Here is a 21,231-nt window from a genome sequence, read left to right as displayed (position 1 = left end):
CGTTCACCCCAGTAGGCTAGTGTCCTGCTTGTGGACAAGGAGCATGCTCGACGTGTTGCCAAGGATGCGGTCGTTGGAAATCATCAATTGAGCGGAATGCGCATCGCGAAGATGGCGGCCGAGGCTGAAGGGCGTACCGTTCTTGTAGCCCATGATGCCGCAGATCAGCATGGCGTGGTTGACGATCTCGAGGATCGTTTCCGACGATGCGATCTTGACGTTGTTCATCGCCACGGCGAAGGCCATGGACGACAGCTTGTCGGGATCGGCCTTGGCATCTTCGTAGGCCTTGAGGCCCGCGACGACGTTGGACTTCACCATCTGCAACAGGTTCGACACTTCGGCGAGACGCAGCGCGCCCGGAGGCGGCGCGCCCGGCGACTTGCGAGCGGCGGCGCGCACGAAGGCCTGCGCGCGCGAGAATGCATCGATGGCGATGCCGTACCACACACCGCTCCAGAGCAGGTGCGAGGACGCCAGCATCGACTGCGCGGCGATCTCGGCGAAAGGCTTCGGCAGGATCTGGCTCGCCGGCGCTTCACCCTTGAACAGGAAGCCGTCGGAGCAGGTGCCACGCATGCCAAGCGTGTTCCAGGCATGCGTCTTTTCGAGCGTATACTGATCCTTCAGAAACGCCGTCAGAACCTGATCGGAAGGCGCGGCATCCGCATGAGCGCGCGAGGTAATCAGGATCGCATCGGCGTGGGCGCCGTAAGAAATGACCGTCGCATCCTTTTCGAGACGGCAAACACCGCCCTCGACATGAATGGCGCAAATGCTGTTGCGCAGATTGCCGCCGATGCCGCCTTCGGTCGTTGCCGACCCGATCAATAGCTGTTCGGCAGCGATGCGGCGCATGAAGTCGGCGTGCCACGCGCTCTCCGCCCCATGCTCGACGAGGCTTGAGAGCTTGATATGGTGCATGGCGAAAACCATGGCGCTGGCGGCGCAGGCCTGGCCAAGCATAGAGCAAAGCTCGGCGATCTCGGTCGTCGTTGCGCTTTCGCCGCCGAGGCTGCGTGGAATCTGGATGCTAAGCAGGCGCTCCGCCTTCATCGCATCCACGGCTTCCTGAGGAAACCGGCCTTCAAAATCGACGGCGTCCGCGAATTTCGCCGCGATAGCGGCAACGCGGGCAGCCCTTGCTGCATAACTGTCTTCCGTGATTTTGACCGGGAAGTTCATCAGGCGACCTTCCGGCTATCCTTGATCAGATCAACGGTCCGGGCGATGGCCGAGATGCTGGCGAAGGACTTGCGATTGAGGAGATTGTCCGGGAACTCGATATCGAAGGCGTCCTCGATGCCGAGCATGAGCTGAACCGAAGCGAAGGAGGTGAGCCCCGCCGCGTACAAATCGGCATCGTCGGCCACGGTGTCGATGGCCACAGGCAGCTTGCCGAATTTCGCAAGCAGTTCGCGGATCGTCGTATTCATCCTCACATCTCCAAGCTGTCATAACCAGAGCGGGCGCTCATCGCCCTGTCATGGAGGTGCTTTTAAGGAGGAAAACCCAATATTCCGCTAAGGCATGTGGTTAAATCTGGCCATGATGAAAAGCTAAGAATTTAGCGTCTTCGGCTCATCAGTAGAGATAAAGCAAATCGGATCATTGCTTTGCGGGAAAAGCTTAAACAACGCTTTGCCCATGCAAGGATGATCGCAAGTGCTGAAATGAAACGAAGAACGGAACAGTTAACTCCCGCGCGGCGGGTAGATATGCTCTTGTCCGTTGTAGTCGGAAACCGAATAGCAACCCTCCGCGTTTCTGCGGATCGAGTTTTGGCCGATATCGGCTTTGCCGTATCCACCGGGAATATCCAGAATATAGGTCGGCTGGCACAATCCAGAGATGCGACCGCGCAATGAAGCGACGATCGCCTGTCCCTCTTCCACCGAGAGCCGGAAATGGCTGGTGCCGGGCGCCAGATCGGGGTGATGCAGATAATAGGGCTTCACCCGCGTCTCGACGAAGGCCTTCATCAGCTCCGCCAGGACATCGGGATCATCATTGACGCCCTTGAGCAGCACCGACTGGCTGACCATGACGATGCCGGCATCGATCAGCCGGGCGCAGGCGGCGCGCGCCTCGGTCGTGAGCTCGCGCGGGTGGTTGGCATGCAGCGCGACATAGGTGGTCTTGCCGCTCGCCTTCAGCGCCTCGATCAACGCCGCGTCGATCCTGTCAGGGTCGACGACAGGCACGCGGCTATGAAAGCGGACGATCTTGACGTGATCGATATCTTTGAGCTGTTCGAGGATATCCCGCAGCCGGCGCGGCGACAGCACCAGCGGATCGCCGCCGGTGAGGATGACCTCCCAGATCGCGTCATGGCCCCGGATATAATCGAAGGCCGCCGTCATCGCGGCCGGATCGAGCGTCCCCAGCCCCTGCGGCCCCACCATTTCGCGGCGGAAACAGAAGCGGCAGTAGACGGGACAGACATGCACCGCCTTCAGAAGCACGCGATCGGGGTAGCGGTGAACGATGCCTTCGACCGGGCTATGCGCGTGATCGCCGATCGGATCGGCCCGCTCTTCCGGCGTCATCACGAGCTCGGCGGCATCGGGCACGAACTGGCGCGCGATCGGATCATTGGCATCGTCATGGTCGATCAGCCGCGCCATATCAGGCGTGACCGCGATCGCATAACGCGCTGCGACCTCGTCCAGCGCCTCGCGGTCGCGATCGGCGATGAGCCCGGCATTGGCGAGCTCGTCCACCGTCTTGATCGGCCGGGTGATCGTCACTGCCCGTACTCCGCAACCGGCGCCCACAGCACCTGATCGATCCGCCGCGCGCCCGTTGCCAACATCACCAGCCGGTCGAAGCCGAGCGCGATGCCGCTGGCGTCAGGCATGATTGCCAACGCGTTGAGCAGGTCGTCGTCGATCGGATAGGTCTCGCCGTAAATCCGCTTCTTCTCTGCCATCTCGATCTCGAAGCGACGGCGCTGCTCGACGGGATCGGTCAGCTCGCCGAACCCGTTCGCCAGCTCGACGCCGCAGGCATAAACCTCGAAGCGCTCGGCCACACGGGGGTCGGCGGCCGACGGCCGCGCGAGCGCTGCTTCGCAGACCGGATATTCGTCAAGGATCGTCACGCGCCCCATGCCAAGATGCGGCTCGACCTTCTCGACCAAAACCCGACTGAAGAGATCGGCCCACTGGTCGTCCTCGGCAACGCGCATGCCATTGCGCCGCATCTCGGCCGCCAGATGCTCGCGGTCGGTCGAGCCATCGGCGCTGACCGAGGCCAGAAGATCGATATCAGCATGACGGCGGAACGCCTCGGCGACGCTCAGGCGCTCCGGCCCGGCGAAGGGATTGCAGGCCGCCTCACGGTAGCTGAGCATCGTCGTCTGCATCGTCTCGGCCGCCAGCGCTATGATGCGCACGCAGTCCATCATCAGGCTCTCGTAACTCTCGCCGGTGCGATACCATTCGAGCATGGTGAACTCGGGATGATGCAGCGGTCCGCGCTCGCGGTTACGATAGACATGCGCGAAGCAGGCAATGCGCTGTTCCCCGGCGGCAAGCAGCTTCTTGCAGGCGAACTCGGGCGAGGTGTGCAGATAAAAGGGTGCGGCATGACCGTCCGTGGTCAACGCCTCTGTGGCAAACGCATGCAGATGCGCCTCGTTGCCCGGCGACACCTGCAGCGTCGCCGTGTCCACCTCGATGAAATCCTCGCGAGCGAAATAGCCGCGCAGCGCTGCCTGAATCCGGTTGCGTCCGATCAGGAACGGCCGGCGGTCGGCATGCACACTGGGCGTCCACCAGGGCGACGCTTTGGCGATCGAGGGTTTCATCGAATGCTGTCCTGACCGGATCAACCAACGCAAGGGCTGGCTATTTGCCGGATTTTAGGTTAGTTGCGCCCCCAAAGAACACCTGATTGCGTCTCCGGGGCCATTTCGACAGTCCTCTACGACGCCAAAAGCCGAGTTACAAGGAACTCTTATGGTCAAGGTCATCGCCTCTTCCGTCCGCAAGGGCAACGTCCTCGATGTGGACGGCAAGCTCTACGTCGTTCTGACGGCCAACAACTTCCACCCGGGCAAGGGCACGCCGGTCACCCAGGTCGACATGCGTCGCATCGTCGACGGCGTGAAGGTCTCCGAGCGCTGGCGCACGACCGAGCAGGTCGAGCGCGCCTTCGTGGAAGACGTCAACCACCAGTTCCTCTACGAGGACGGCGAAGGCTTCCACTTCATGAACCCGGAATCCTATGACCAGGTTGTCGTCGATGTCGAAACCATGGGCGACCAGAAGGCCTACCTGCAGGAAGGCATGGTCTGCATCCTGTCGATGCACGAAGGTGTAGCGCTTGCCCTGCAGCTGCCGCGCCACGTGACGCTCGAAATCACCGAGACCGAGCCGGTCGTCAAGGGCCAGACGGCATCGTCTTCCTACAAGCCGGCTATGCTTTCCAACGGCGTCCGCACCTCGGTTCCCCCGCACATCGACGCCGGCACCCGCGTCGTCATCGCGACCGAAGACAACTCCTACGTCGAGCGCGCCAAGAACTAATCCGGCGCCGACCGAAGCTTCAAAGGCCGTATCGCTTCCGCGATGCGGCCTTTTTCTTTGACGGTTTTCCCCGGCTACAAGACACAAAAAAGGCGCCGGAAAACCGACGCCTTTTCTTATCCGTAGGCCTGATCGCTCAGGCCAAAGCCATTAGCGCGGGCAACGTGCTTCGTAGCGGCGGCCGTAGCGGTCGCGGTAGACGCAGTATCCGCGGCGTTCGACCGACTGGCCGATGAGCGCGCCGGCGAGACCACCGGCAACAGCGCCGACTGCCGCACCACCCCAGCTGTGGCTGACCGCGCCGCCGATGACGGCGCCGGTGCCGGCGCCGATCGCCGTGCCTTGTTCCGTGGCCGTGCAGGATGCGAGCGCGCCGACCAGAGCGCCGATGAGTACAATCTTCTTCATCATAACTATGTCTCCCAGGGTTTTTGGCGCGCTTTAGATGCGGCCCATGAGTACGAGAATGATAATAATCACAAGAACTAAGCCCAAACCGCCAGAAGGTCCATAGCCCCAGCTGCGACTATAACCCCAATTCGGTAGGGCTCCGAGCAAAAGCAGAATAAGGATAATGAGTAGTATCGTTCCAAGCATATCCCGTGACCTCAGCGCATTTCGAGTTTGAATGAGCCAGAAACACGTAAGCCGGCTTTTGGTTCCGTCTATTTTTCCAAGAGGACAATATTTTTCAGCAGGTAAGCCGACGTCACCTGGCATCATCGCGCTGACGCATGGCAGGCACGGCGCAAGAAGCGCATTTGCGCCTATGGTTAAAATTTCCATAAAATACAATAGGTTGTCGTGAACAAAGCAGGAAGTCGGCAAAGTCGCTGATTCGTCTGCTCTTTGTTCCGGATTTGATCGGGTCCGCTTCGAAACGGATTTTTTACATCTCGGGCGGGACCGAAGTCACGGCTGGGAGCCCCTTCCTTATCCGCCGAACAAAAACCTCGACACACGCCAAACGAGAATCTTCCGATTCAGCATCTGGTGGGAAAAAGTGATTCAAAATCAATACTTAGCAGTGAACAAACCCTGAATCATCGGGAGTCAGCGATTCGTCTCCGATTCGTTCTACAGCTGTTCCGAATCGTTATGCGAGCATTCCACAAGCTATTCGCGAGAGCTAAAATCCGCCGGTGAAATTGAAATCAGCCCTTGCGTTTGCGCCAGCGGCTGTCCATTTGTTTGTCTGCTTCGGATCAGGAGCTTGGTTTTACCCCCGGGGCACCCCCGCCCCGTCTGCAGGACAAAGACACTGACATCGCAGCCGATGATACTGAGTGGGCGCGGCGTGACCGCGGTGCTCGGTCCAACCAATACAGGCAAGACCCATTATGCCATCGAGCGGATGGTTGCCCACGGCACCGGCATCATCGGCCTGCCGCTGCGCCTGCTCGCGCGCGAGGTCTATACGCGTGTCTGCGAGAAAGTCGGTGTCCACAATGTAGCCCTGGTGACCGGCGAAGAGAAGATCTCGCCGCCGAATGCCCGCTACTCGGTCTGCACCGTCGAAGCCATGCCGCGCGAAACCAAGGCCGCCTTCGTCGCCATCGACGAAGTGCAGCTGGCCGGTGATCTTGAGCGCGGCCACATCTTCACCGACCGTATCCTGCATCTGCGCGGCCGCGACGAGACGCTGTTGCTCGGCGCCGGCACCATGCGGCCGATCCTCCAGCATCTGCTTCCCGGCATTACCGTCGTCGAGCGTCCGCGCCTGTCGCATCTGCTCTACGCCGGCCAGAAGAAGATCACCCGCCTGCCGCAGCGCTCGGCCATCGTCGCCTTTTCGGCCGACGAGGTCTATGCGATCGCCGAACTCATCCGCCGCCAGCGCGGTGGCGCAGCCGTCGTTCTCGGCGCGCTGAGCCCGCGCACCCGCAACTCCCAGGTGGCGCTCTACCAGGCAGGCGACGTCGAATATCTGGTGGCGACGGACGCGATCGGCATGGGGCTCAACCTCGATGTCGACCATGTGGCCTTTGCCCAGGACCGCAAGTTCGACGGCTACCAGTTCCGCAACCTCAATCCCGCCGAGCTCGCCCAGATCGCCGGCCGCGCCGGACGCCATCTGCGCGACGGCACATTCGGTGTCACGGGCCATGTCGATCCGTTCGACGAGGAGCTGGTGGGCCGCATCGAGGGCCACCACTTTGACAACGTCAAGGTGCTGCAGTGGCGCACCACGGACCTCGATTTCAAGTCGATACAGACGCTGCGCGCCAGCCTTGAAACCGGGCCCCGCGTGCCCGGGCTGACGCGCGCGCTGCCGGCAGTCGACCAGCAGGCGCTTGAGCAGCTGTCGCGCTATCCCGAGATTCGCGATCTGGCCGACACGCCGGCAAGGGTCGAAAAGCTGTGGGAGGCCTGCGCGCTGCCGGATTATCGGCGCATTACGCCGGCCCAGCACGCCGATCTGATCGCGACCCTCTTTTCCGATCTCGTGCGCTATGGCACGGTAAATGAGAATTTCCTTGCCGAACAAGTGCACCGCGCAGATCGAACTGACGGTGAAATTGACACGCTTTCGGCGCGAATCGCGCAGATAAGGACGTGGACCTATGTATCGAATCGGCCCAGCTGGCTTGCCGATCCGACACACTGGCAGGAAAAGACGCGGGAAATCGAAGATCGATTGTCCGATGCGTTACATGAAAGGTTGACGAAACGCTTTGTTGATCGCAGGACATCTGTGCTCATGAAGCGCCTGAGAGAGAATGCGATGCTGGAAGCTGAAATCAGTGTAAATGGCGATGTCTTCGTAGAAGGACATCATGTAGGGCAGTTGTCGGGTTTCCGGTTCACGCCTGTATCGGGAGCGGATGGTCCGGACGCGAAGGCTGTCCAGGCTGCTTCGCAAAAGGCGCTTGCTTTGGAATTCGAAGCCCGCGCAGCGCGTATTCACGCGTCTGGCAACGGCGATCTGGCGATCGGCTCCGACGGCTCGATCCGTTGGCTCGGCGATCCCGTGGCACGTCTGGCCGGCACCGAGCACATCATGCGTCCGCGCTTGATCCTGCTTGCCGACGAACAGCTGACCGGCAATGCGCGCGACCACGTCGCCGCCCGCCTGGAGCGCTTCGTCAATCACCACATCTCGACCGTGCTGAAGCCGCTCGACGATCTGTCGCGCGCTGAAGACCTGCAGGGCCTCGCCAAGGGTCTTGCTTTCCAGCTAGTGGAAAATCTCGGCGTGCTCTTCCGTCGCGACGTGACCGAAGAGGTCAAGTCGCTGGATCAGGACGCGCGCGCCTCGATGCGCCGTTACGGCGTTCGCTTCGGCGCCTACCACATCTTCGTTCCAGCGCTCCTGAAGCCGGCTCCGGCCGAGCTCATCACGCTGCTCTGGGCGCTGAAGAATGACGGTCTCGACAAGCCGGGTTACGGCGACCTCATTCCAGTTCTGGCCGCCGGCCGCACCTCTGTCGTCACCGATCCGAGCTATGAGCGCAATTTCTACAAGCTGGCGGGCTTCCGCTTCCTTGGAAAGCGCGCCGTTCGCGTCGACATCCTCGAGCGCCTGGCCGACATCATCCGTCCGCTGCTGCAGTGGAAGCCGGGTCAGCCGAACCGCCCCGAGGGTGCCTATGACGGCCGCCGCTTCACCACGACCACGGCGATGCTCTCCATTCTCGGCGCTACGCTCGAAGACATGGAAGAGATACTGAAGGGTCTCGGCTACCGCGCCGACGCCGTGAAGGCCGAGGAAGCAGCCACCTATCTGGCAGCACAGGACGCCGCCGCGACGCCTGCCGCAGCAGCTACGACGGAAGCAACCGCTGACGCCGCCGCTGAAACGGCCGAGCACGACGACGCCGACAGCGCCTCTGCTGACGAGACGGCTGCGGAAGCACCGGCCGCCGAAACCGCCGAAGCCCCCGTCGCTGAAGCAACCGCGACGGAAGCCTCTGCCGAAGCTGCGCCCGCAGCGGAAGCGCCGGCTGCCGAAGCCGAAGAGCCGAAGCCGGTTCTGCTCTGGCGCCTTGGCGGCCGCACCGACGGCAACCAGCGTCAGGCACGCGGCCATGGCGAGCGCCGTGGCGGCGAACGCCAGGGTGAGCGTCAGGAGCGCGGTGAGCGCCAGGGTGATCGCCAGGATCGTGGCCACGGCCATCGTCGCCAAGGCGGCGAAGGCGAGAACCGCGACGGCAACCGCCAGAACCGCGGCAAGGACGGCGGCAAGCCGCACCAGGGCCGCAACGACCAGCGCGGCGACCGTCAGGACCGCGGCGGCAAGGGTCGCGACGACCGCAACAACAACCGTGGCGGCTCCCAGCCGCTGCGCTTCGAGGCAAAGCCCCCGCGCAAGGAAAAGCCGGTCGATCCGGATTCGCCCTTCGCAAAGCTCGCTGCCTTGAAGGAGCAGATGAAGAAGTAATCGATGAGCGAGAAGACACAGCCATCAAGCGGTTCGCGCCAGCGCATCGACAAGTGGCTGTTCTTCACGCGCATGATCAAATCGCGCTCGCTGGCACAGGCCCATGTTCAATCGGGGCATGTGCGCATCAATGGCGAGCGCGTTTCCCAGCCAAGCCACCAGATCAAGACCGGGGACAGGATCGAGCTCTCGCTCGACCGTCGCGAGTTCGTTCTGATCGTCAAATCCGGTGGCGCGCGGCGCGGCCCTTTCGAGGAGGCCCGCCTCCTCTACGACGACATCTCACCCTCCGCGCAAGACCGCAAACAGCTGACGCCCTACGAGCAGGCGACCCGCGATACGGGCGCTGGACGACCGACCAAGAAAGAGCGCCGCGCAATCGACCGCCTGATGTCCGACGACGATTAGAAAATCCGTCTCCAAACTCGGCGCTTTCGCGCTTTCTTTATCCTTGAAATCCGGCACTAAAGCCGATACTTCACAAGCAACTTGCCGGATGGCGTGGCAGTTCCCAAGACTGGTCATGTCCGTCTCCGGCCAGGGGAAAGGCGCGACGTTCCAGGTTGCCCGGCCCCGTCTGCGTGAAAATCCTGGAGTTCTTCATGACCTATGTCGTGACCGACAACTGCATTCGCTGCAAATATACCGATTGCGTTGAAGTCTGCCCCGTTGATTGCTTCTATGAAGGCGAGAATTTCCTCGCGATCAATCCTGACGAATGCATCGACTGCGGCGTCTGCGAGCCGGAATGTCCCGCCGAGGCGATCAAGCCGGACACCGAACCGGGCCTCGACAAGTGGCTGAAGATCAATGCCGAGTTCGCCAGCATCTGGCCCAACATCACCGTCAAGAAGGACGCGATGGATGGCGCCAAGGACGTGGATGGCGAGACCGGAAAGTTCGAGAAATACTTCTCGGAAAAGCCCGGCGCCGGCGATTGATCGCCCGTTGATACTATAGTCTGAGACAGGGGCGGAATCTGCCCAATCTCACGGCGGATATGCATGACTTATGGGGGCGACATGTGTTGCCCGCATGACTCATACGCAGTAAATTATTGATTTCCTCATATTTTTGTGGTAACTTTCACACACTGTTCCTTTTGCGGCATCAAGGATGCCCCAAACCACCACGAAAGCAAACAAATCCAAGCGCGATTTCCGTGACATATCATAATCTTGAGCTGTCACGCCCCAAGATTGCGTGTCTGAATATGCTTGCTTCTTCCCGGTGGGACCAGAAGTAAAGTCACCCGACGGATCCGACCGTCTCATCCGGGCCTGACTGACCCGGCTCCGGCCTTGGCCGGAAGCGTAACAGGGAGTTTTTGACAAGAATGACGATCCAGCAGAAAAAGCCTTCAGCAGCCCGCCATGGTTTCAAGACCGGTGAATCGATCGTGTATCCCGCTCATGGCGTCGGTACCATCAGCGCCATCGAAGAGCAAGAAGTTGCCGGGATGAAGCTCGAACTTTTCGTTATCGATTTCGAGAAGGACAAGATGCGCCTGAAAGTGCCGGTCGCAAAGGCCATGAGCATTGGCATGCGCAAGCTTTCCGAGACGGATTTCGTCGAGCGTGCTTTGAAGGTCGTGCAGGGCAAGGCGCGCGTCAAGCGCACCATGTGGTCCCGTCGCGCGCAGGAATACGATGCCAAGATCAACTCCGGCGACCTGATCTCGATCGCTGAAGTCGTTCGCGACCTTTATCGTGCCGAAAACCAGCCGGAACAGTCCTATTCCGAACGCCAGCTTTACGAAGCAGCGCTTGACCGCATGGCGCGCGAAATCGCCGCCGTGAACAAGCTCTCGGAAACCGAAGCCGTCCGCCTCGTCGAGACGAACCTGAACAAGGGTCCGAAGCGCGGCAAGGCTGTGGAAGAAGACGAAGCAGAAGAGGAAGAAGCAGCCTGATCTAAGGCTTTCTTCTCACCAAAAAACCCGGCCATCGTGCCGGGTTTTTTTATTGGAACCTTTTCCACGGTCGCGCGTTTACACACTGTCACCACGGACTTCCGGGAGAAAGCAATTTCGCTGGAGGTCCGGTTTTCATGTCAGGATGCGACGAGGAGCGGATCATGCCTTCCACAAATTGCCGGTTTGGCAACGTGAAGAAAACGGTCTGGGCTCGCGGCATAACCAGCACATAGCAGTAACTAGGGCCTCTCTCTGAGACGTCCAGAGTTAGAGGCCTTCATATCTTCCAGCCATGAATTTGATCCGGCCCGCAATGTCCGGAAGCAAGCCTTGTTTGCCCTTTTTCCGGGCTAAAAGTCTGAACTCAGGAGACCGATATGAAGAACATGTCTGCAGACCGGCGCATGATCAAGATCGCCATGGCGGCTCCCTATCTTGCCCGCGAGGAAGAACACGACCTCGCCGTCCGTTGGAAGCACAACGACGACCGCGGGGCACGCAACCAGATCGCAATGGCGCATATGCGCCTCGTCATTTCCATGGCCGCGAAATTCCGCAACTTCGGACTTCCGATGAGCGACCTTGTCCAGGAAGGCTATGTCGGCCTTCTGGAGGCTGCCGCCCGCTTCGAGCCGGAGCGCGATGTCCGTTTCTCCACCTATGCAAGCTGGTGGATCCGCGCCTCGATCCAGGATTACATTCTCCGCAACTGGTCGATCGTGCGCGGCGGTACCAGTTCGGCGCAGAAAGCGCTGTTCTTCAATCTGCGCCGCCTGCGCGCCAAGCTCGCCAAGGGCGACACGCAGCTGACGCTGCAATCGATCCACCAGGAGATCGCCGCGGCACTCGGCGTCAGCCTCTCCGACGTTCAGACCATGGATGCACGCCTTTCCGGCAACGACGCCTCGCTCCAGGCACCTTCGGTGTCTGGCGATGCCGACAGCGCCGAGAAGATGGATTTCCTGGTCAGCAACGAACCGCTGCCCGATGAACAGGTCACCAACATGATCGACGGCGAACGCCGCCGGGTGTGGCTCGCTTCCGCGCTCACGCATCTCAACGAACGCGAGATGAAGATCATCAGTGCCCGCCGCCTTGCAGAAGATGGCGCGACGCTCGAAGAGCTGGGCGCCGACCTCGGCATCTCCAAGGAGCGCGTCCGCCAGATCGAAAGCCGCGCCATGGAAAAGCTCCGGACAGCGCTCGTCAGCGCCGATCCGTACATGGCCGCGCACTAACCCCGATTACTCCGAGATTACTCCCCAGTGATGCAACTGGCCCGGCGCAAGCCGGGCCTCTTTTTATTCCGAGATGATTTTCACGCGATCGCCGGGTGCCACCGAGGCACCGGTCGGCAGGGCGTTGATCAGCTTGAACAGATCGAGCTTGCGATCCGTCCCCATCATCCGTGCCGCAAGCGTGGTGATGTTATCGCCCGGCTGCACCGTCAGCACGCGCACCCGGAGCGGCTTCAGCGACGCGGCCTCGGCCGGCGTCATGCGCCGGAAGCTGGAGCGCAGCACGTCAGCCGTCGATTGCAGCGCGGTGCTTCCCTTCGGCACGGCCGTGAGGAAGCGGAAAATCTGCGAGTTGTTGCGCACGACAGTCACGTCGAAATCCCAGCGATCGGCACTGGCGCGTGCGGTGGCGGCCTCCATGCCGTTGACGGTGATCTGCTGGATGGTCGACGGATCGAGCCCGGTGACCCAGCCGCTCGAGATATAATTGGTCAGCGACTGGTTCTGGTTGTCGGCCACGCCATCGAAGCGGATGGCGATATCGCCGGGACCGGTCGCCATGACCGCCTCGACCTTATTGTCGATCTTGAAATCCGGCGGCACGTCGAAGCGAATGCCGAGACCACCATGCAGGAAGGTCTGGCCGCGAACATAGCCCTCTTCGGGGCTGTCGCCGTAGAGCAGGCCATCGATGCCGTCGAGATAATATCCGCGCCCGGTATCGCCGACCTTGCCCTCCTGGCCGAAGGCACGGGCGTGGTCGCGCGCAAGCTCTATGCGCTGCGCCGAGTTCGGATGGCTCGACAGGAAGTCCAGGCTCTGGTCGGCATCGGGATCGACCGACATGAAGCGGCTGTAGCCGGCCATGGAATCGAGGAAGCGGCTAGCCGCATAAGGATCATAGCCGGCTTCGCCGAGCATGCGTACGCCGATGACGTCGGCCTGCAATTCCTGCTGGCGCGAGAAGGCGGCAAGCCGCAGCTTGCCGCGCGCCAGCGCCTGCTTGCCCGCGATATCGCTCGAAAGCACCTCGGCGACGACGCGGCTGGCGATCACTTCCGCCTCTTCACGCTTCTGCCGCTCGATGCCGTGGTTGGCGGTGACGTGGCCCATTTCGTGCGACAGCACGGCGGCCACTTCCGACGCATCGTTTGCGAGCGCCAGAAGACCGCGGGTCACGTAGAGATAGCCGCCGGGCAGCGCGAACGCGTTGATCGCGGGCGAATTCAGTATGGTGATGCGGTAGGACTGGCTCGGATTTTCCGACACCGCCGTCAGCGCGCCGGCGATGCGCGCCACCAGCCGCTCGGTCTTGGCATCCTTGTACTCGCCACCATAGCTCGCGACGATGCGCGGATGCTCGCGCGCGCCCATGGCCGCACGCGGATCGTTCTTCTGCACTTCGTCGACGATCTGCGGATTGGACGAAGGGCCGACACTGGGCTGATAGGATTGTTCGAGCGCCGACTGACAGCCGTAGAGCGCCACGGTGGAGGCGGACAGGATCGACGCCCGTCGCGCCCAGCGGCACGCTGCGAAGAACACATCACTGGAAGGCGCGGGCAGTTTCCACGTCGTCATGCGGTCCAGTCTGGCTCTCCGAGTCATCGCGCTTCTCGGCCGGCTCGCCGTCATGGCGCCCCGGTCGTCTTCATCAAGGTTCAACAGGCGTACGCCCCCGTTTCCGCAGTGCACAATCGAGGACCCAAGTCTTTGCTTTAGCTGATTTCCGCATCGGTTGCATAGCGAGACTCTGCCTAAATATGGCGGCTTTATACTTTAGCAAGCCTAACGTGGTTAAGGAGTTCTCTGGGTCGCCGCAAATTATGGCGAAAGTGCCGTTGTCTTGTTAAGATTCGTCGATCCGCAGAAATTGCCGCAGCGCGGAATTGTTCTCGCCGGTCGAAAACCGCTCGATCGGCGCCGCCACCGCGACCCTGCCCTGATCGATGAAAATCGCATAGTCGGCAATCCGCCTGATCTCGTCGGCATCGTGCGACACGATCACGACGGTGTTGCCGCTGTCGCGATGCATGACCAGAAGCAACGCCGCCATGTCGCGCCGAAGGCTTGGATCAAGCGCGGCGAAGGGTTCGTCGAGCAAAAGGATGGGGCGTTGACGCACCAGCGCCCGGGCAAACGCCACCCGCTGCCGCTCGCCACCGGAAAGCGTCGCCGGCATCCGCTTTTCGAAGCCTGACAGCCCGACCTTCGCGAGCGCCGACGTAATCGCCCGCCGATCGGCATCGCCAAGTTTCAGCGCCGGATGAATGCCGAGCCCGATATTGGTGAAGACATTGAGGTGCGCAAAGAGATTGTTGTCCTGAAACACCAGCGACACGGGACGTTCGGCTGGATGCTGGTGGCCGATATCCTTTCCGTCAAACAGGATCTGTCCTCCATCCGCCGTATCGAAACCGGCCAGCAGATTGAGGAAGGTCGACTTGCCCGCGCCCGATGCGCCGGTGACGCCGATAACGGCGCCTTCGGGCAGCGCGCAATCGAACACGAATGAGTTCTGGCCCAGCCGCAGCGTCACGCCGCGCATCTCGATGGCATCAGTCATGCGATAGCGCCTCCCGCTTCGGTTCATCCGCCACCCCCGAGCCTATCGTGCCCGAAATCGTCAACAGCAGGCAGATCACCCCCAAGATCAGCGCCAGCCCATCCGCATCATTGGTGCGATAGCTCCCGAGACTGGAATAGACCAGCCACGGCAGCGTGACGAAACTATCCGAACCGAACAGCGCGACGGCGCCGAGATCGCCCAGCGACAGCGCCATGGCAAAGGACAGCGCCGTCAGCACCGGCTTGCGCAGATCCGGCCACGAGATGAGCCGCAGCTTGGCGAGGCCGGAGATGCCGAGGCTGGCGCTCAGCCGCTGCGTGCGGCGCTGGTGGATCGCATAGGCCGGCTCCAGCACCCTGACGACGAAAGGCATCGCCATCAGCGCATTGATGGCAACGACGAGCACCGGCGCCACGACATTGACGTCACCGACATCCCGCGCCGCCAGGAACCATCCCGTGGCGAGAACGATGGGCGGAAAGAGCAGCACGAGCGATGATGCCGCACCCATGGCAGCAAAGAAGGACCGCGTGCCGTACCGCGCTTTGCGCTCAAGCGAAAGCGTATGGCGCGCGCGCACGAGCGGCATCGACAGGGCGAACGACAGCAAGGCCGACGAGAGCGCCATCACACCGCTGGTGGCAAGCGCTCGCCAGAAGATCGCTTCACCGACGAGCTTCATCAGATCGGCGCGCAGGCCGGCGATGACGATGAAAAGCAGCGGCAGGCCGAGAAACAGCACCGCCAACGTGAGAAGCGCGCGATCGGCGACCCATGCACCGAGCAGCGCGCCATCAGGGCGCCGGATCGTGCGGCCCGCCGTCAGCCCCGCATCTCCGGATGCCGGCAGCAGCGATAGGATGCCGAGCACCACGGCCGTCAACGCGATCTGCAGTAGGGACAGGCCCACCGCGCGGCCAGGATCGAAATCGAAGCGCAGCGACTGGTAGATCGCCACCTCGATCGTGGTCGCTGCCGGTCCGCCGCCGAGCATCAGCACCAGCGTGAAGCTGGTGGCGCAAAGCATGAAGATCAGCCCGGCAACGCCAGGGATAACCGAACGCAGCACCGGCCACTCGATGAAGCGGAAGACGGACACCGGCCGCATGCCGAGACCGCTCGCCACCAGCCAGTATTCGCCCGGCACCCGCTCCAGCGCCGCCAGCATCAGTCGGCAGGCAAGCGGCAGGTTGAAGAACACATGCGCGAGCAGAATGCCCGACAGACCATAGATGCTGACGGGTTGATCGATACCCGCCCATGACAGCATCGTGTTGACGACGCCCTGCCGGCCCCAGATGCCGATCAGGCCGAGCGCGCCGATCAGCACCGGCAGCCCCATCGGTACCGCCATCAGCCGGATGATCCAGATGCGGCCGATAAACCGCGGCTGCCGCGCCAGCGCGCGCGCCACCGGGATGGCCAGCACGAGCGACAGCAACGTCGACAGCGTCGCCTGTAAAAGCGTGAAGCGCAAGACGCGCAGGATGTATGGATCAGAAACGATCGAACCGACAGGCATGCCGTCGGTGGAGATCAGCAGGGATAGCGTCGCGACCGTCACGAAGACGATGATGGCGGCGAGGCTGAGCGCCCCGCCGGCCAGCGCGTATCGTCTTTCGGACGGCGCAATAAGCATCAGTTCATGCTCATCAATTCATGCTCATGGCGGCCAGCCATTCGTCGATCCAGGCCTTGCGGTTCTTGGCGACCTCATCCGAGCTCATCAGGAAGGTCTTCGACGGATTGACGAGCTTGCCGAAAGCATCCGGCAGCGGCTCCGAAGTCTTGGACACCGGCATCATCCAGTTGTTGGTCGGGATCGTGTCCTGGAAGCCAGGCGTGACCATGAACTTCAGGAAGTCCTGCGCCAGCGCCTTGTCCGGCGCGTTCTTCAGCAGGCCCGCCACCTCGATCTGGATGTAGTGCCCCTCGGAGAATGCGGCTGCCTGATAGCGATCCGTGTTTTCCGAGACCATGTGATAGGCGGGCGACGTCGTATAGGAGAGCACCATCGGCGCCTCGCCCTTGGTGAAAAGGCCATAGGCCTCCGACCAGCCGGGCGTCACCGTCAGCACGCGCTTCTTGAGCTTGGCCCAGGCTTCCGGCGCCTTGTCGCCATAGACCGATTTCACCCAGAGCAGCAGGCCGAGGCCCGGCGTCGAAGTGCGGGGGTCCTCGATGACGATCTTCTGCGCGGGATCGCCGTCTACCAGTTCCTTCAGGCTCGCCGGCGGCGTCTTGATTGTCTGCGTGTCGTAGATCACGGCGAAATGGCCGTAGTCATAAGGCACGAAGACGTCGTCCTTGAAGCCGCCGGGGACCTGGAGCCCGCTGGTGTCGACGCCGCTGGCATCGAACAGGCCGGTGGCCTTGGCTTCGGTGATGAGGTTGGTATCGAGACCGAGCACGACATCGGCCTTGGTGCCTGCGCCTTCGAGCTTGAGACGCGACAACAGCGCCACGCCATCCGCGACGCTGACGAAATTGACCGTGCAGCCGCATGTCTTCTCGAACGCTGCCTTCACCTTGGGACCGGGGCCCCACTCGGAGGTGAAGCTCTCATAGGTGTAGATGGTGAGCGTCTTGTCGGCCGCATGTGCTGCCGTTGCCGAAAAGCCCGCCAACAGCATGGCGGCGCCGAGCGCATAGGTCTTGAAATGGGTCATGACACCTCTCCTCTAGGTTCAATGAAGGGGAAAAGGGCGGTGCCTGGTGTCACGCGTCTAATCCCTCCGCCGGTGTTAGCCGGATCAGGTTCCGCGGGTTGGCTTTTGCAAGCCTCTCAGCCAAGCATCTGGAAGACACAAGGCACCCCGTTAGAGCGTCGCAAGGTGTATATCCGTAGCCGGCGTCTGGCAAGAGCGGACGTCGGCCAGGTTCAGTCAGCCAGGTTCGTTGGCTATTCGGCAGCCTCGGCGGCCGCTTTCGCCGGCGCGCCACCTGTGCGCGGCAGTTGCACCGGCTTCAGCATCAGTGCCGCCACAAGCCCGATCAGCGCGATACCGCAGGAGGTCATGAACAGCGGCACGAAGGCGTTGGCATAGGCCTCGGCAACCGCCTGGCGTGCGGCCTCCGGCAAGGCGGCCAGCATCTTCGGCGTCAGCTGCTCGATATCGGCCACGCCGGGAATGGAGGAACCGACGCGCGAGAGCTGCGAGCCGATGATCGCGCCGTAGATCGAGATCGCGATCGAGGCCCCGCCCATGCGCGACAGTGTCACCGAACCGGTCGCCGCACCGATATCGCGCACCGGCGCCGCGTTCTGCACGCCGATGATCGGCACCTGTTGTGCCAGGCCCACGCCGACACCCTGCAGTGTCATCACCGCGCCGATGAAGATGATCGGCGTGCCGGCATGAAACTGCGACAACAGCGCGAAGGCCAAGGCGTTGCAACTGAGGCTGGCGACGGCGAACGGCTTGTAGCGCCCAGTCACCGAGATGATCCGCCCGGCCGAGATCGACCCGCACATCAGGCCTCCGGTCAGCAGGATGAAGAGCAGCCCGGCCGCGGACGGAGAAAGCCCTGTCGTGGTCTGCAGGAAGAGCGCGAAATAGTTGACCATGCCGATGGCAATGCCGCCGCTCATGATTGACATGATCAGCAGCAGGCTGAAGGTCGAATTGCGAAACAGCGACAGCGGAATGATCGGTTCGGCGGCACGGCGCTCGACGAACACCCACGACACCAGGAAGACCACGCCGGCGGCGATGATTGCAAGGTTCAGCGGCGCGATTAGCGAACCGAACACCTGCGCGCCATCAGCGGCCAGAACGATGCTTGTCGTCGTCAGCGCCAGCAAAATGGCGCCGGCATAATCGATTGTCGGGCGGCGGTTCGGCTTGCGATAGGGAAGCATGAAAACCAGGCCGCCGAGCACGACAACACCGATCGGAATATTGACGAGGAAGATCGAGCGCCAGCCGAAAAGATCGCTCATCGTGCCGCCGAGCACGGGCCCGATAGCGCCCGACGCCATCAGCACAAGGCTGACATAGCTCTGATACTTGGCGCGCTCGCGCGGCTCGAAGAGATCGGCCGTTACCGCGAAGATCGACACCATGATGCCGCCGCCGCCGAGACCCTGCAGCAGGCGCGCGGCGATCAGCGTGTTCATCGAAACCGCCAGCCCGCAAACCGCCGAACCGACGGTGAAGATCAGGATCGCCGCCATCATCACATACTTGCGGCCGAAGAGATCGCCGAGCTTGCCGTAGAGCGGCATCACGGCGCTGACAGCCAGCAGATAGGCCAAGCCGACCCAGCTGAACCGCTCGAGATGCCCGAACTCCCCGACGATTGTCGGAAGCGCCGTGGCGACGATCTGGTTGTCGAGCATGGCCATGAACATGGCGGTCATCAGGAAAAGAAAGAGAATGAGCCGGCGACGGGGATCGGTCACCAGCGGCTGCGCGGCGATCTGTGGATTCATGGGGGCGATCTTTCTGGTTGCGGCGCAATTTATGTGCTATCAGCATATAAATGTCAACGTCATATAAATGACATCAGCATATTTTCCTCCCCGATCGCTTCTGTTATCCTCCACCCCATGACAGATAGTTTGCAAATCGACCCCGACACCACGCCGACCGAAGACGATATCGCCCATATCGGCCAAAGCATGAGCCGTATGCGCATGATCACGGGGCGACGGCTCATTGCTCGCCTGGCCATCGAAAAGGTGGCTCCGGATCTGGAGCTTTCGCATCTGGATGTTCTCGAAGCCGTCAAGCTCGCCCGCAGGAATGGCGAGGTGACCGTGGGGACGATTGCCGAGGCCATGCGCATCGATCCGTCCCGCGCAAGCCGCATTGTCGCCGATATGGTGGGCCGCGGTGTGCTCGAACGCGCAGCATCGCAGCAGGACGCCCGGCGGATCCTGGTGGTGATCACGCCATCCGGCTGGAGCCTGCTCACGGAACTGAAATCTCAGAAGCTCGCGATCATCAAGGATGTCGTCTCCGACTGGTCGTCCGAGGATGCCAAAAACTTCGCCGAGCTGTTTGATCGGTACATGACCGGCTTCGAGCGCGTTTTCGCCATGCCGGACAAACATTTGCCTGCGACACCAAAAGCCGGAAAATAGATCGAGAGATTGATCTGAATCAAACAGTTACCTTGCCGCGTTTCATAGAACTCCCCCTGACCATAAACTCAGGAGAGAATCGAATGAAACGCCGCCTGGCAAAACTAAAGGGCATGTTCGCTGCCGTCGTTCTGGTTGCCGCCGCCCATCCTGTTATGTCCGCCGACCTGACCCAGCCGACCGCGGCACAGGAAGCGACACAAAGCCAGAGCCCCTGGATGATCCGCCTGCGCGCGCTTGGCGTCATCACCCAGGATTCCGGCTACGTTGGCGGCGTCGCAGGATCGGATCTCTCCTATTCGGACACCGTCGTTCCTGAATTCGACGTCACCTACTTCTTCACCGACAACATCGCCGCCGAACTCATTCTCGGCACGACATTCGCCAACGTCACCGGCGAAGGCACGATCGACGGGCTCGGCAAGGTTGGCAAGACCTGGCTGCTGCCGCCGACGGTGACGCTGCAGTACCACTTCACCGACTTCGGCAACTTCAAGCCCTATGTCGGCGCCGGCCTGAACTACACCATCTTCTACAACGAGAAGGGCAAGAGTGCCCAGAGCCTCGACATCGACAACACCTTCGGCGTCGCGCTCCAGGCCGGCTTCGACTACATGTTCGACGAGCACTGGGGCCTCAACGTTGACGTCAAGAAGATCTTCCTGCGTCCCGATTTCAACGTGAACGTCGGCGGCACCGACATGACCGGCAAGGCCAAGCTCGATCCCTGGCTGATCGGCGCCGGCGTCACCTACCGTTTCTAAACCAGTCTTTCACGCAGAAACGCCAGAGGGCGCGGACAAACCATGTCCGCGCCCTTTCCCTTTTCCCCCGCTTTGCGCTATGGGCAATGCCCATGAGCCAATCCACCTTCACCATCCTGCTCGGCGGCGAGCTGCACATGACGGAGCGCCTTCGCGCCGCCGTCTCCGGCAGCCGTTTCATCGCGGCCGATGGCGGCATGCGGCACGCGCTGGCGCTCGACGTCAGGCCGGAGCTCTGGGTTGGCGATTTCGATTCCACGCCGGATGATTTGACGGCCGCTTTCTCAGATATCCCGAGAAAGCCCTACCCCGCCGCCAAGGCCGCCACCGATGGCGAGATCGCCGTATCGGAAGCGATTGCCCGCGGTGCAAAGCGGCTGATCCTTGTGGGCGCCCTTTCAGGCGACCGCTCCGACCACGCGCTGCAGCACCTGCTCTACGCCGTCAGCCTCGCCGAGACCGGCCTCGACGTGCTCCTCACCTCGGGCACGGAGGAAGCCGTGCCGCTGATCGCGGGCAGCATCACGCTCGATCTGCCGAAGAACAGCCTGTTTTCCGTGCCCGCCTTCAGCGAGCTCAACGGCCTCTTCATCGAAAACGCCCGCTATCCGCTCAGCGATTTCCATTTGCCCTTCGGCTCGTCACGCACCATTTCCAATGTCGCGGAAGGCCCCGTGCGCTTCTCGCTTGAAAGCGGCCGCGCCATCGTGCTCGCCCGCCCTTACGATCTTTCCGGAGTCTGA

General features: G+C 61.8%; 20 protein-coding genes and 1 riboswitch. Of the genes, 9 read left to right on the top strand and 11 right to left on the bottom strand.

Annotation, left to right across the window (positions count from 1 at the left end; genetic code table 11):
* Positions 1 to 3: 3 nt before the first annotated feature.
* The 4 genes from D460_RS0127745 to epmA all read right to left on the bottom strand — a co-directional run bounded on the left by D460_RS0127745 (position 4) and on the right by epmA (position 3,811).
* Complete coding sequence (locus tag D460_RS0127745; protein WP_018901876.1) at positions 4 to 1,185, bottom strand: acyl-CoA dehydrogenase family protein; 1,182 nt, start codon at positions 1,183 to 1,185, stop codon at positions 4 to 6.
* Entirely contained in the window at positions 1,185 to 1,436 is a 252-nt protein-coding gene (locus D460_RS0127740; RefSeq protein WP_018901875.1) for an acyl carrier protein, read from the bottom strand. Before D460_RS0127740 ends, D460_RS0127745 begins: the two co-directional genes overlap by 1 nt.
* Positions 1,437 to 1,694: 258 nt before the next feature.
* Positions 1,695 to 2,750 (bottom strand): lysine-2,3-aminomutase-like protein, encoded by a 1,056-nt coding sequence (locus D460_RS0127735; protein ID WP_018901874.1) that lies wholly within the window; start codon positions 2,748 to 2,750, stop codon positions 1,695 to 1,697.
* On the bottom strand, positions 2,747 to 3,811 hold the full coding sequence (epmA, locus tag D460_RS0127730; protein ID WP_018901873.1) for an EF-P lysine aminoacylase EpmA: 1,065 nt from the start codon (positions 3,809 to 3,811) through the stop codon (positions 2,747 to 2,749). Before epmA ends, D460_RS0127735 begins: the two co-directional genes overlap by 4 nt.
* A 151-nt stretch (positions 3,812 to 3,962) precedes the next feature.
* Between epmA and efp the strand changes: the two genes are divergently transcribed.
* Positions 3,963 to 4,532 (top strand): elongation factor P, encoded by a 570-nt coding sequence (efp, locus tag D460_RS0127725; RefSeq protein ID WP_018901872.1) that lies wholly within the window; start codon positions 3,963 to 3,965, stop codon positions 4,530 to 4,532.
* A gap of 150 nt (positions 4,533 to 4,682) precedes the next feature.
* On the opposite strand, the gene D460_RS0127720 is transcribed toward efp, so the two are convergent.
* Positions 4,683 to 4,943 carry a YMGG-like glycine zipper-containing protein gene (locus D460_RS0127720; protein ID WP_018901871.1) on the bottom strand — a complete coding sequence of 87 codons (261 nt, stop codon included), beginning with the start codon at positions 4,941 to 4,943 and terminating at the stop codon, positions 4,683 to 4,685.
* Positions 4,944 to 4,973: 30 nt separating this feature from the next.
* Positions 4,974 to 5,129, bottom strand: coding sequence for a DUF3309 family protein (locus tag D460_RS35520; protein ID WP_081619995.1), 156 nt, complete (start codon positions 5,127 to 5,129; stop codon positions 4,974 to 4,976).
* Between the two features lie 679 nt (positions 5,130 to 5,808).
* Here D460_RS35520 and D460_RS0127715 point away from each other — a divergent pair.
* The 5 genes from D460_RS0127715 (at position 5,809) to D460_RS0127695 (ending at position 12,066) form a co-directional block, all read left to right on the top strand.
* Positions 5,809 to 8,913 (top strand): helicase-related protein, encoded by a 3,105-nt coding sequence (locus tag D460_RS0127715; RefSeq protein WP_018901870.1) that lies wholly within the window; start codon positions 5,809 to 5,811, stop codon positions 8,911 to 8,913.
* Between the two features lie 3 nt (positions 8,914 to 8,916).
* On the top strand, positions 8,917 to 9,321 hold the full coding sequence (locus D460_RS0127710) for an RNA-binding S4 domain-containing protein (RefSeq protein ID WP_018901869.1): 405 nt from the start codon (positions 8,917 to 8,919) through the stop codon (positions 9,319 to 9,321).
* 194 nt (positions 9,322 to 9,515) lie between these two features.
* Positions 9,516 to 9,854 carry a ferredoxin FdxA gene (gene fdxA, locus D460_RS0127705; RefSeq protein ID WP_026283614.1) on the top strand — a complete coding sequence of 113 codons (339 nt, stop codon included), beginning with the start codon at positions 9,516 to 9,518 and terminating at the stop codon, positions 9,852 to 9,854.
* A 395-nt stretch (positions 9,855 to 10,249) separates the two neighbouring features.
* Positions 10,250 to 10,825 carry a CarD family transcriptional regulator gene (locus D460_RS0127700; protein WP_018901867.1) on the top strand — a complete coding sequence of 192 codons (576 nt, stop codon included), beginning with the start codon at positions 10,250 to 10,252 and terminating at the stop codon, positions 10,823 to 10,825.
* Positions 10,826 to 11,205: 380 nt separating this feature from the next.
* Positions 11,206 to 12,066, top strand: a complete 861-nt coding sequence (locus D460_RS0127695; RefSeq protein WP_018901866.1) for an RNA polymerase factor sigma-32 — start codon at positions 11,206 to 11,208, stop codon at positions 12,064 to 12,066.
* A gap of 63 nt (positions 12,067 to 12,129) precedes the next feature.
* Here D460_RS0127695 and D460_RS0127690 read toward each other — a convergent pair whose 3' ends face one another.
* The 5 genes from D460_RS0127690 to D460_RS0127670 form a co-directional block, all read right to left on the bottom strand.
* Positions 12,130 to 13,674, bottom strand: a complete 1,545-nt coding sequence (locus D460_RS0127690) for a M48 family metalloprotease (protein ID WP_026283613.1) — start codon at positions 13,672 to 13,674, stop codon at positions 12,130 to 12,132.
* Between the two features lie 241 nt (positions 13,675 to 13,915).
* Positions 13,916 to 14,632, bottom strand: a complete 717-nt coding sequence (locus tag D460_RS0127685) for an ATP-binding cassette domain-containing protein (RefSeq protein WP_018901864.1) — start codon at positions 14,630 to 14,632, stop codon at positions 13,916 to 13,918.
* Positions 14,625 to 16,274 (bottom strand): thiamine/thiamine pyrophosphate ABC transporter permease ThiP, encoded by a 1,650-nt coding sequence (gene thiP / locus D460_RS0127680; protein ID WP_018901863.1) that lies wholly within the window; start codon positions 16,272 to 16,274, stop codon positions 14,625 to 14,627. The genes D460_RS0127685 and thiP overlap by 8 nt, the downstream gene beginning before the upstream one ends.
* A 13-nt stretch (positions 16,275 to 16,287) precedes the next feature.
* A complete protein-coding gene (gene thiB, locus D460_RS0127675; protein WP_245267824.1) occupies positions 16,288 to 17,268 on the bottom strand; it encodes a thiamine ABC transporter substrate binding subunit in 981 nt (326 codons plus the stop codon).
* Positions 17,269 to 17,348: 80 nt separating this feature from the next.
* Positions 17,349 to 17,464: riboswitch (TPP riboswitch) on the bottom strand.
* Positions 17,465 to 17,537: 73 nt separating this feature from the next.
* Positions 17,538 to 19,070 (bottom strand): MDR family MFS transporter, encoded by a 1,533-nt coding sequence (locus tag D460_RS0127670; protein WP_018901861.1) that lies wholly within the window; start codon positions 19,068 to 19,070, stop codon positions 17,538 to 17,540.
* A gap of 189 nt (positions 19,071 to 19,259) precedes the next feature.
* On the opposite strand from D460_RS0127670, the gene D460_RS0127665 reads away from it, so the two are divergent.
* The 3 genes from D460_RS0127665 to D460_RS0127655 all read left to right on the top strand — a co-directional run bounded on the left by D460_RS0127665 (position 19,260) and on the right by D460_RS0127655 (position 21,231).
* Positions 19,260 to 19,724, top strand: a complete 465-nt coding sequence (locus D460_RS0127665; protein WP_245267823.1) for a MarR family transcriptional regulator — start codon at positions 19,260 to 19,262, stop codon at positions 19,722 to 19,724.
* Positions 19,725 to 19,807: 83 nt separating this feature from the next.
* A complete protein-coding gene (locus D460_RS0127660; protein WP_018901859.1) occupies positions 19,808 to 20,488 on the top strand; it encodes an OmpW family protein in 681 nt (226 codons plus the stop codon).
* A gap of 86 nt (positions 20,489 to 20,574) precedes the next feature.
* Entirely contained in the window at positions 20,575 to 21,231 is a 657-nt protein-coding gene (locus D460_RS0127655; RefSeq protein WP_245206354.1) for a thiamine diphosphokinase, read from the top strand.

Origin of the sequence: Rhizobium sp. 2MFCol3.1, from assembly GCF_000377565.1 — a bacterium.
GTDB lineage: Bacteria > Pseudomonadota > Alphaproteobacteria > Rhizobiales > Rhizobiaceae > Rhizobium.
Note: the sequence above shows the minus strand (reverse complement) of the source record. Positions and strands in the feature narration are given on the sequence as shown.

Bases quoted from the DNA above. Each gene is read 5' to 3' on its own strand.
- D460_RS35520 (WP_081619995.1), bottom strand. From the start codon at position 5,129: ATGCTTGGAACGATACTACTCATTATCCTTATTCTGCTTTTGCTCGGA.
- D460_RS0127720 (WP_018901871.1), bottom strand. From the start codon at position 4,943: ATGATGAAGAAGATTGTACTCATCGGCGCTCTGGTCGGCGCGCTCGCA.
- D460_RS0127690 (WP_026283613.1), bottom strand. From the start codon at position 13,674: ATGACTCGGAGAGCCAGACTGGACCGCATGACGACGTGGAAACTGCCC.
- D460_RS0127685 (WP_018901864.1), bottom strand. From the start codon at position 14,632: ATGACTGATGCCATCGAGATGCGCGGCGTGACGCTGCGGCTGGGCCAG.
- D460_RS0127700 (WP_018901867.1), top strand. From the start codon at position 10,250: ATGACGATCCAGCAGAAAAAGCCTTCAGCAGCCCGCCATGGTTTCAAG.
- D460_RS0127710 (WP_018901869.1), top strand. From the start codon at position 8,917: ATGAGCGAGAAGACACAGCCATCAAGCGGTTCGCGCCAGCGCATCGAC.
- thiB (WP_245267824.1), bottom strand. From the start codon at position 17,268: ATGCTGTTGGCGGGCTTTTCGGCAACGGCAGCACATGCGGCCGACAAG.
- D460_RS0127670 (WP_018901861.1), bottom strand. From the start codon at position 19,070: ATGAATCCACAGATCGCCGCGCAGCCGCTGGTGACCGATCCCCGTCGC.
- epmA (WP_018901873.1), bottom strand. From the start codon at position 3,811: ATGAAACCCTCGATCGCCAAAGCGTCGCCCTGGTGGACGCCCAGTGTG.
- D460_RS0127655 (WP_245206354.1), top strand. From the start codon at position 20,575: ATGCCCATGAGCCAATCCACCTTCACCATCCTGCTCGGCGGCGAGCTG.
- efp (WP_018901872.1), top strand. From the start codon at position 3,963: ATGGTCAAGGTCATCGCCTCTTCCGTCCGCAAGGGCAACGTCCTCGAT.
- D460_RS0127715 (WP_018901870.1), top strand. From the start codon at position 5,809: ATGATACTGAGTGGGCGCGGCGTGACCGCGGTGCTCGGTCCAACCAAT.
- D460_RS0127745 (WP_018901876.1), bottom strand. From the start codon at position 1,185: ATGAACTTCCCGGTCAAAATCACGGAAGACAGTTATGCAGCAAGGGCT.
- D460_RS0127665 (WP_245267823.1), top strand. From the start codon at position 19,260: ATGAGCCGTATGCGCATGATCACGGGGCGACGGCTCATTGCTCGCCTG.
- thiP (WP_018901863.1), bottom strand. From the start codon at position 16,274: ATGCTTATTGCGCCGTCCGAAAGACGATACGCGCTGGCCGGCGGGGCG.
- D460_RS0127695 (WP_018901866.1), top strand. From the start codon at position 11,206: ATGAAGAACATGTCTGCAGACCGGCGCATGATCAAGATCGCCATGGCG.
- D460_RS0127660 (WP_018901859.1), top strand. From the start codon at position 19,808: ATGAAACGCCGCCTGGCAAAACTAAAGGGCATGTTCGCTGCCGTCGTT.
- D460_RS0127740 (WP_018901875.1), bottom strand. From the start codon at position 1,436: ATGAATACGACGATCCGCGAACTGCTTGCGAAATTCGGCAAGCTGCCT.
- fdxA (WP_026283614.1), top strand. From the start codon at position 9,516: ATGACCTATGTCGTGACCGACAACTGCATTCGCTGCAAATATACCGAT.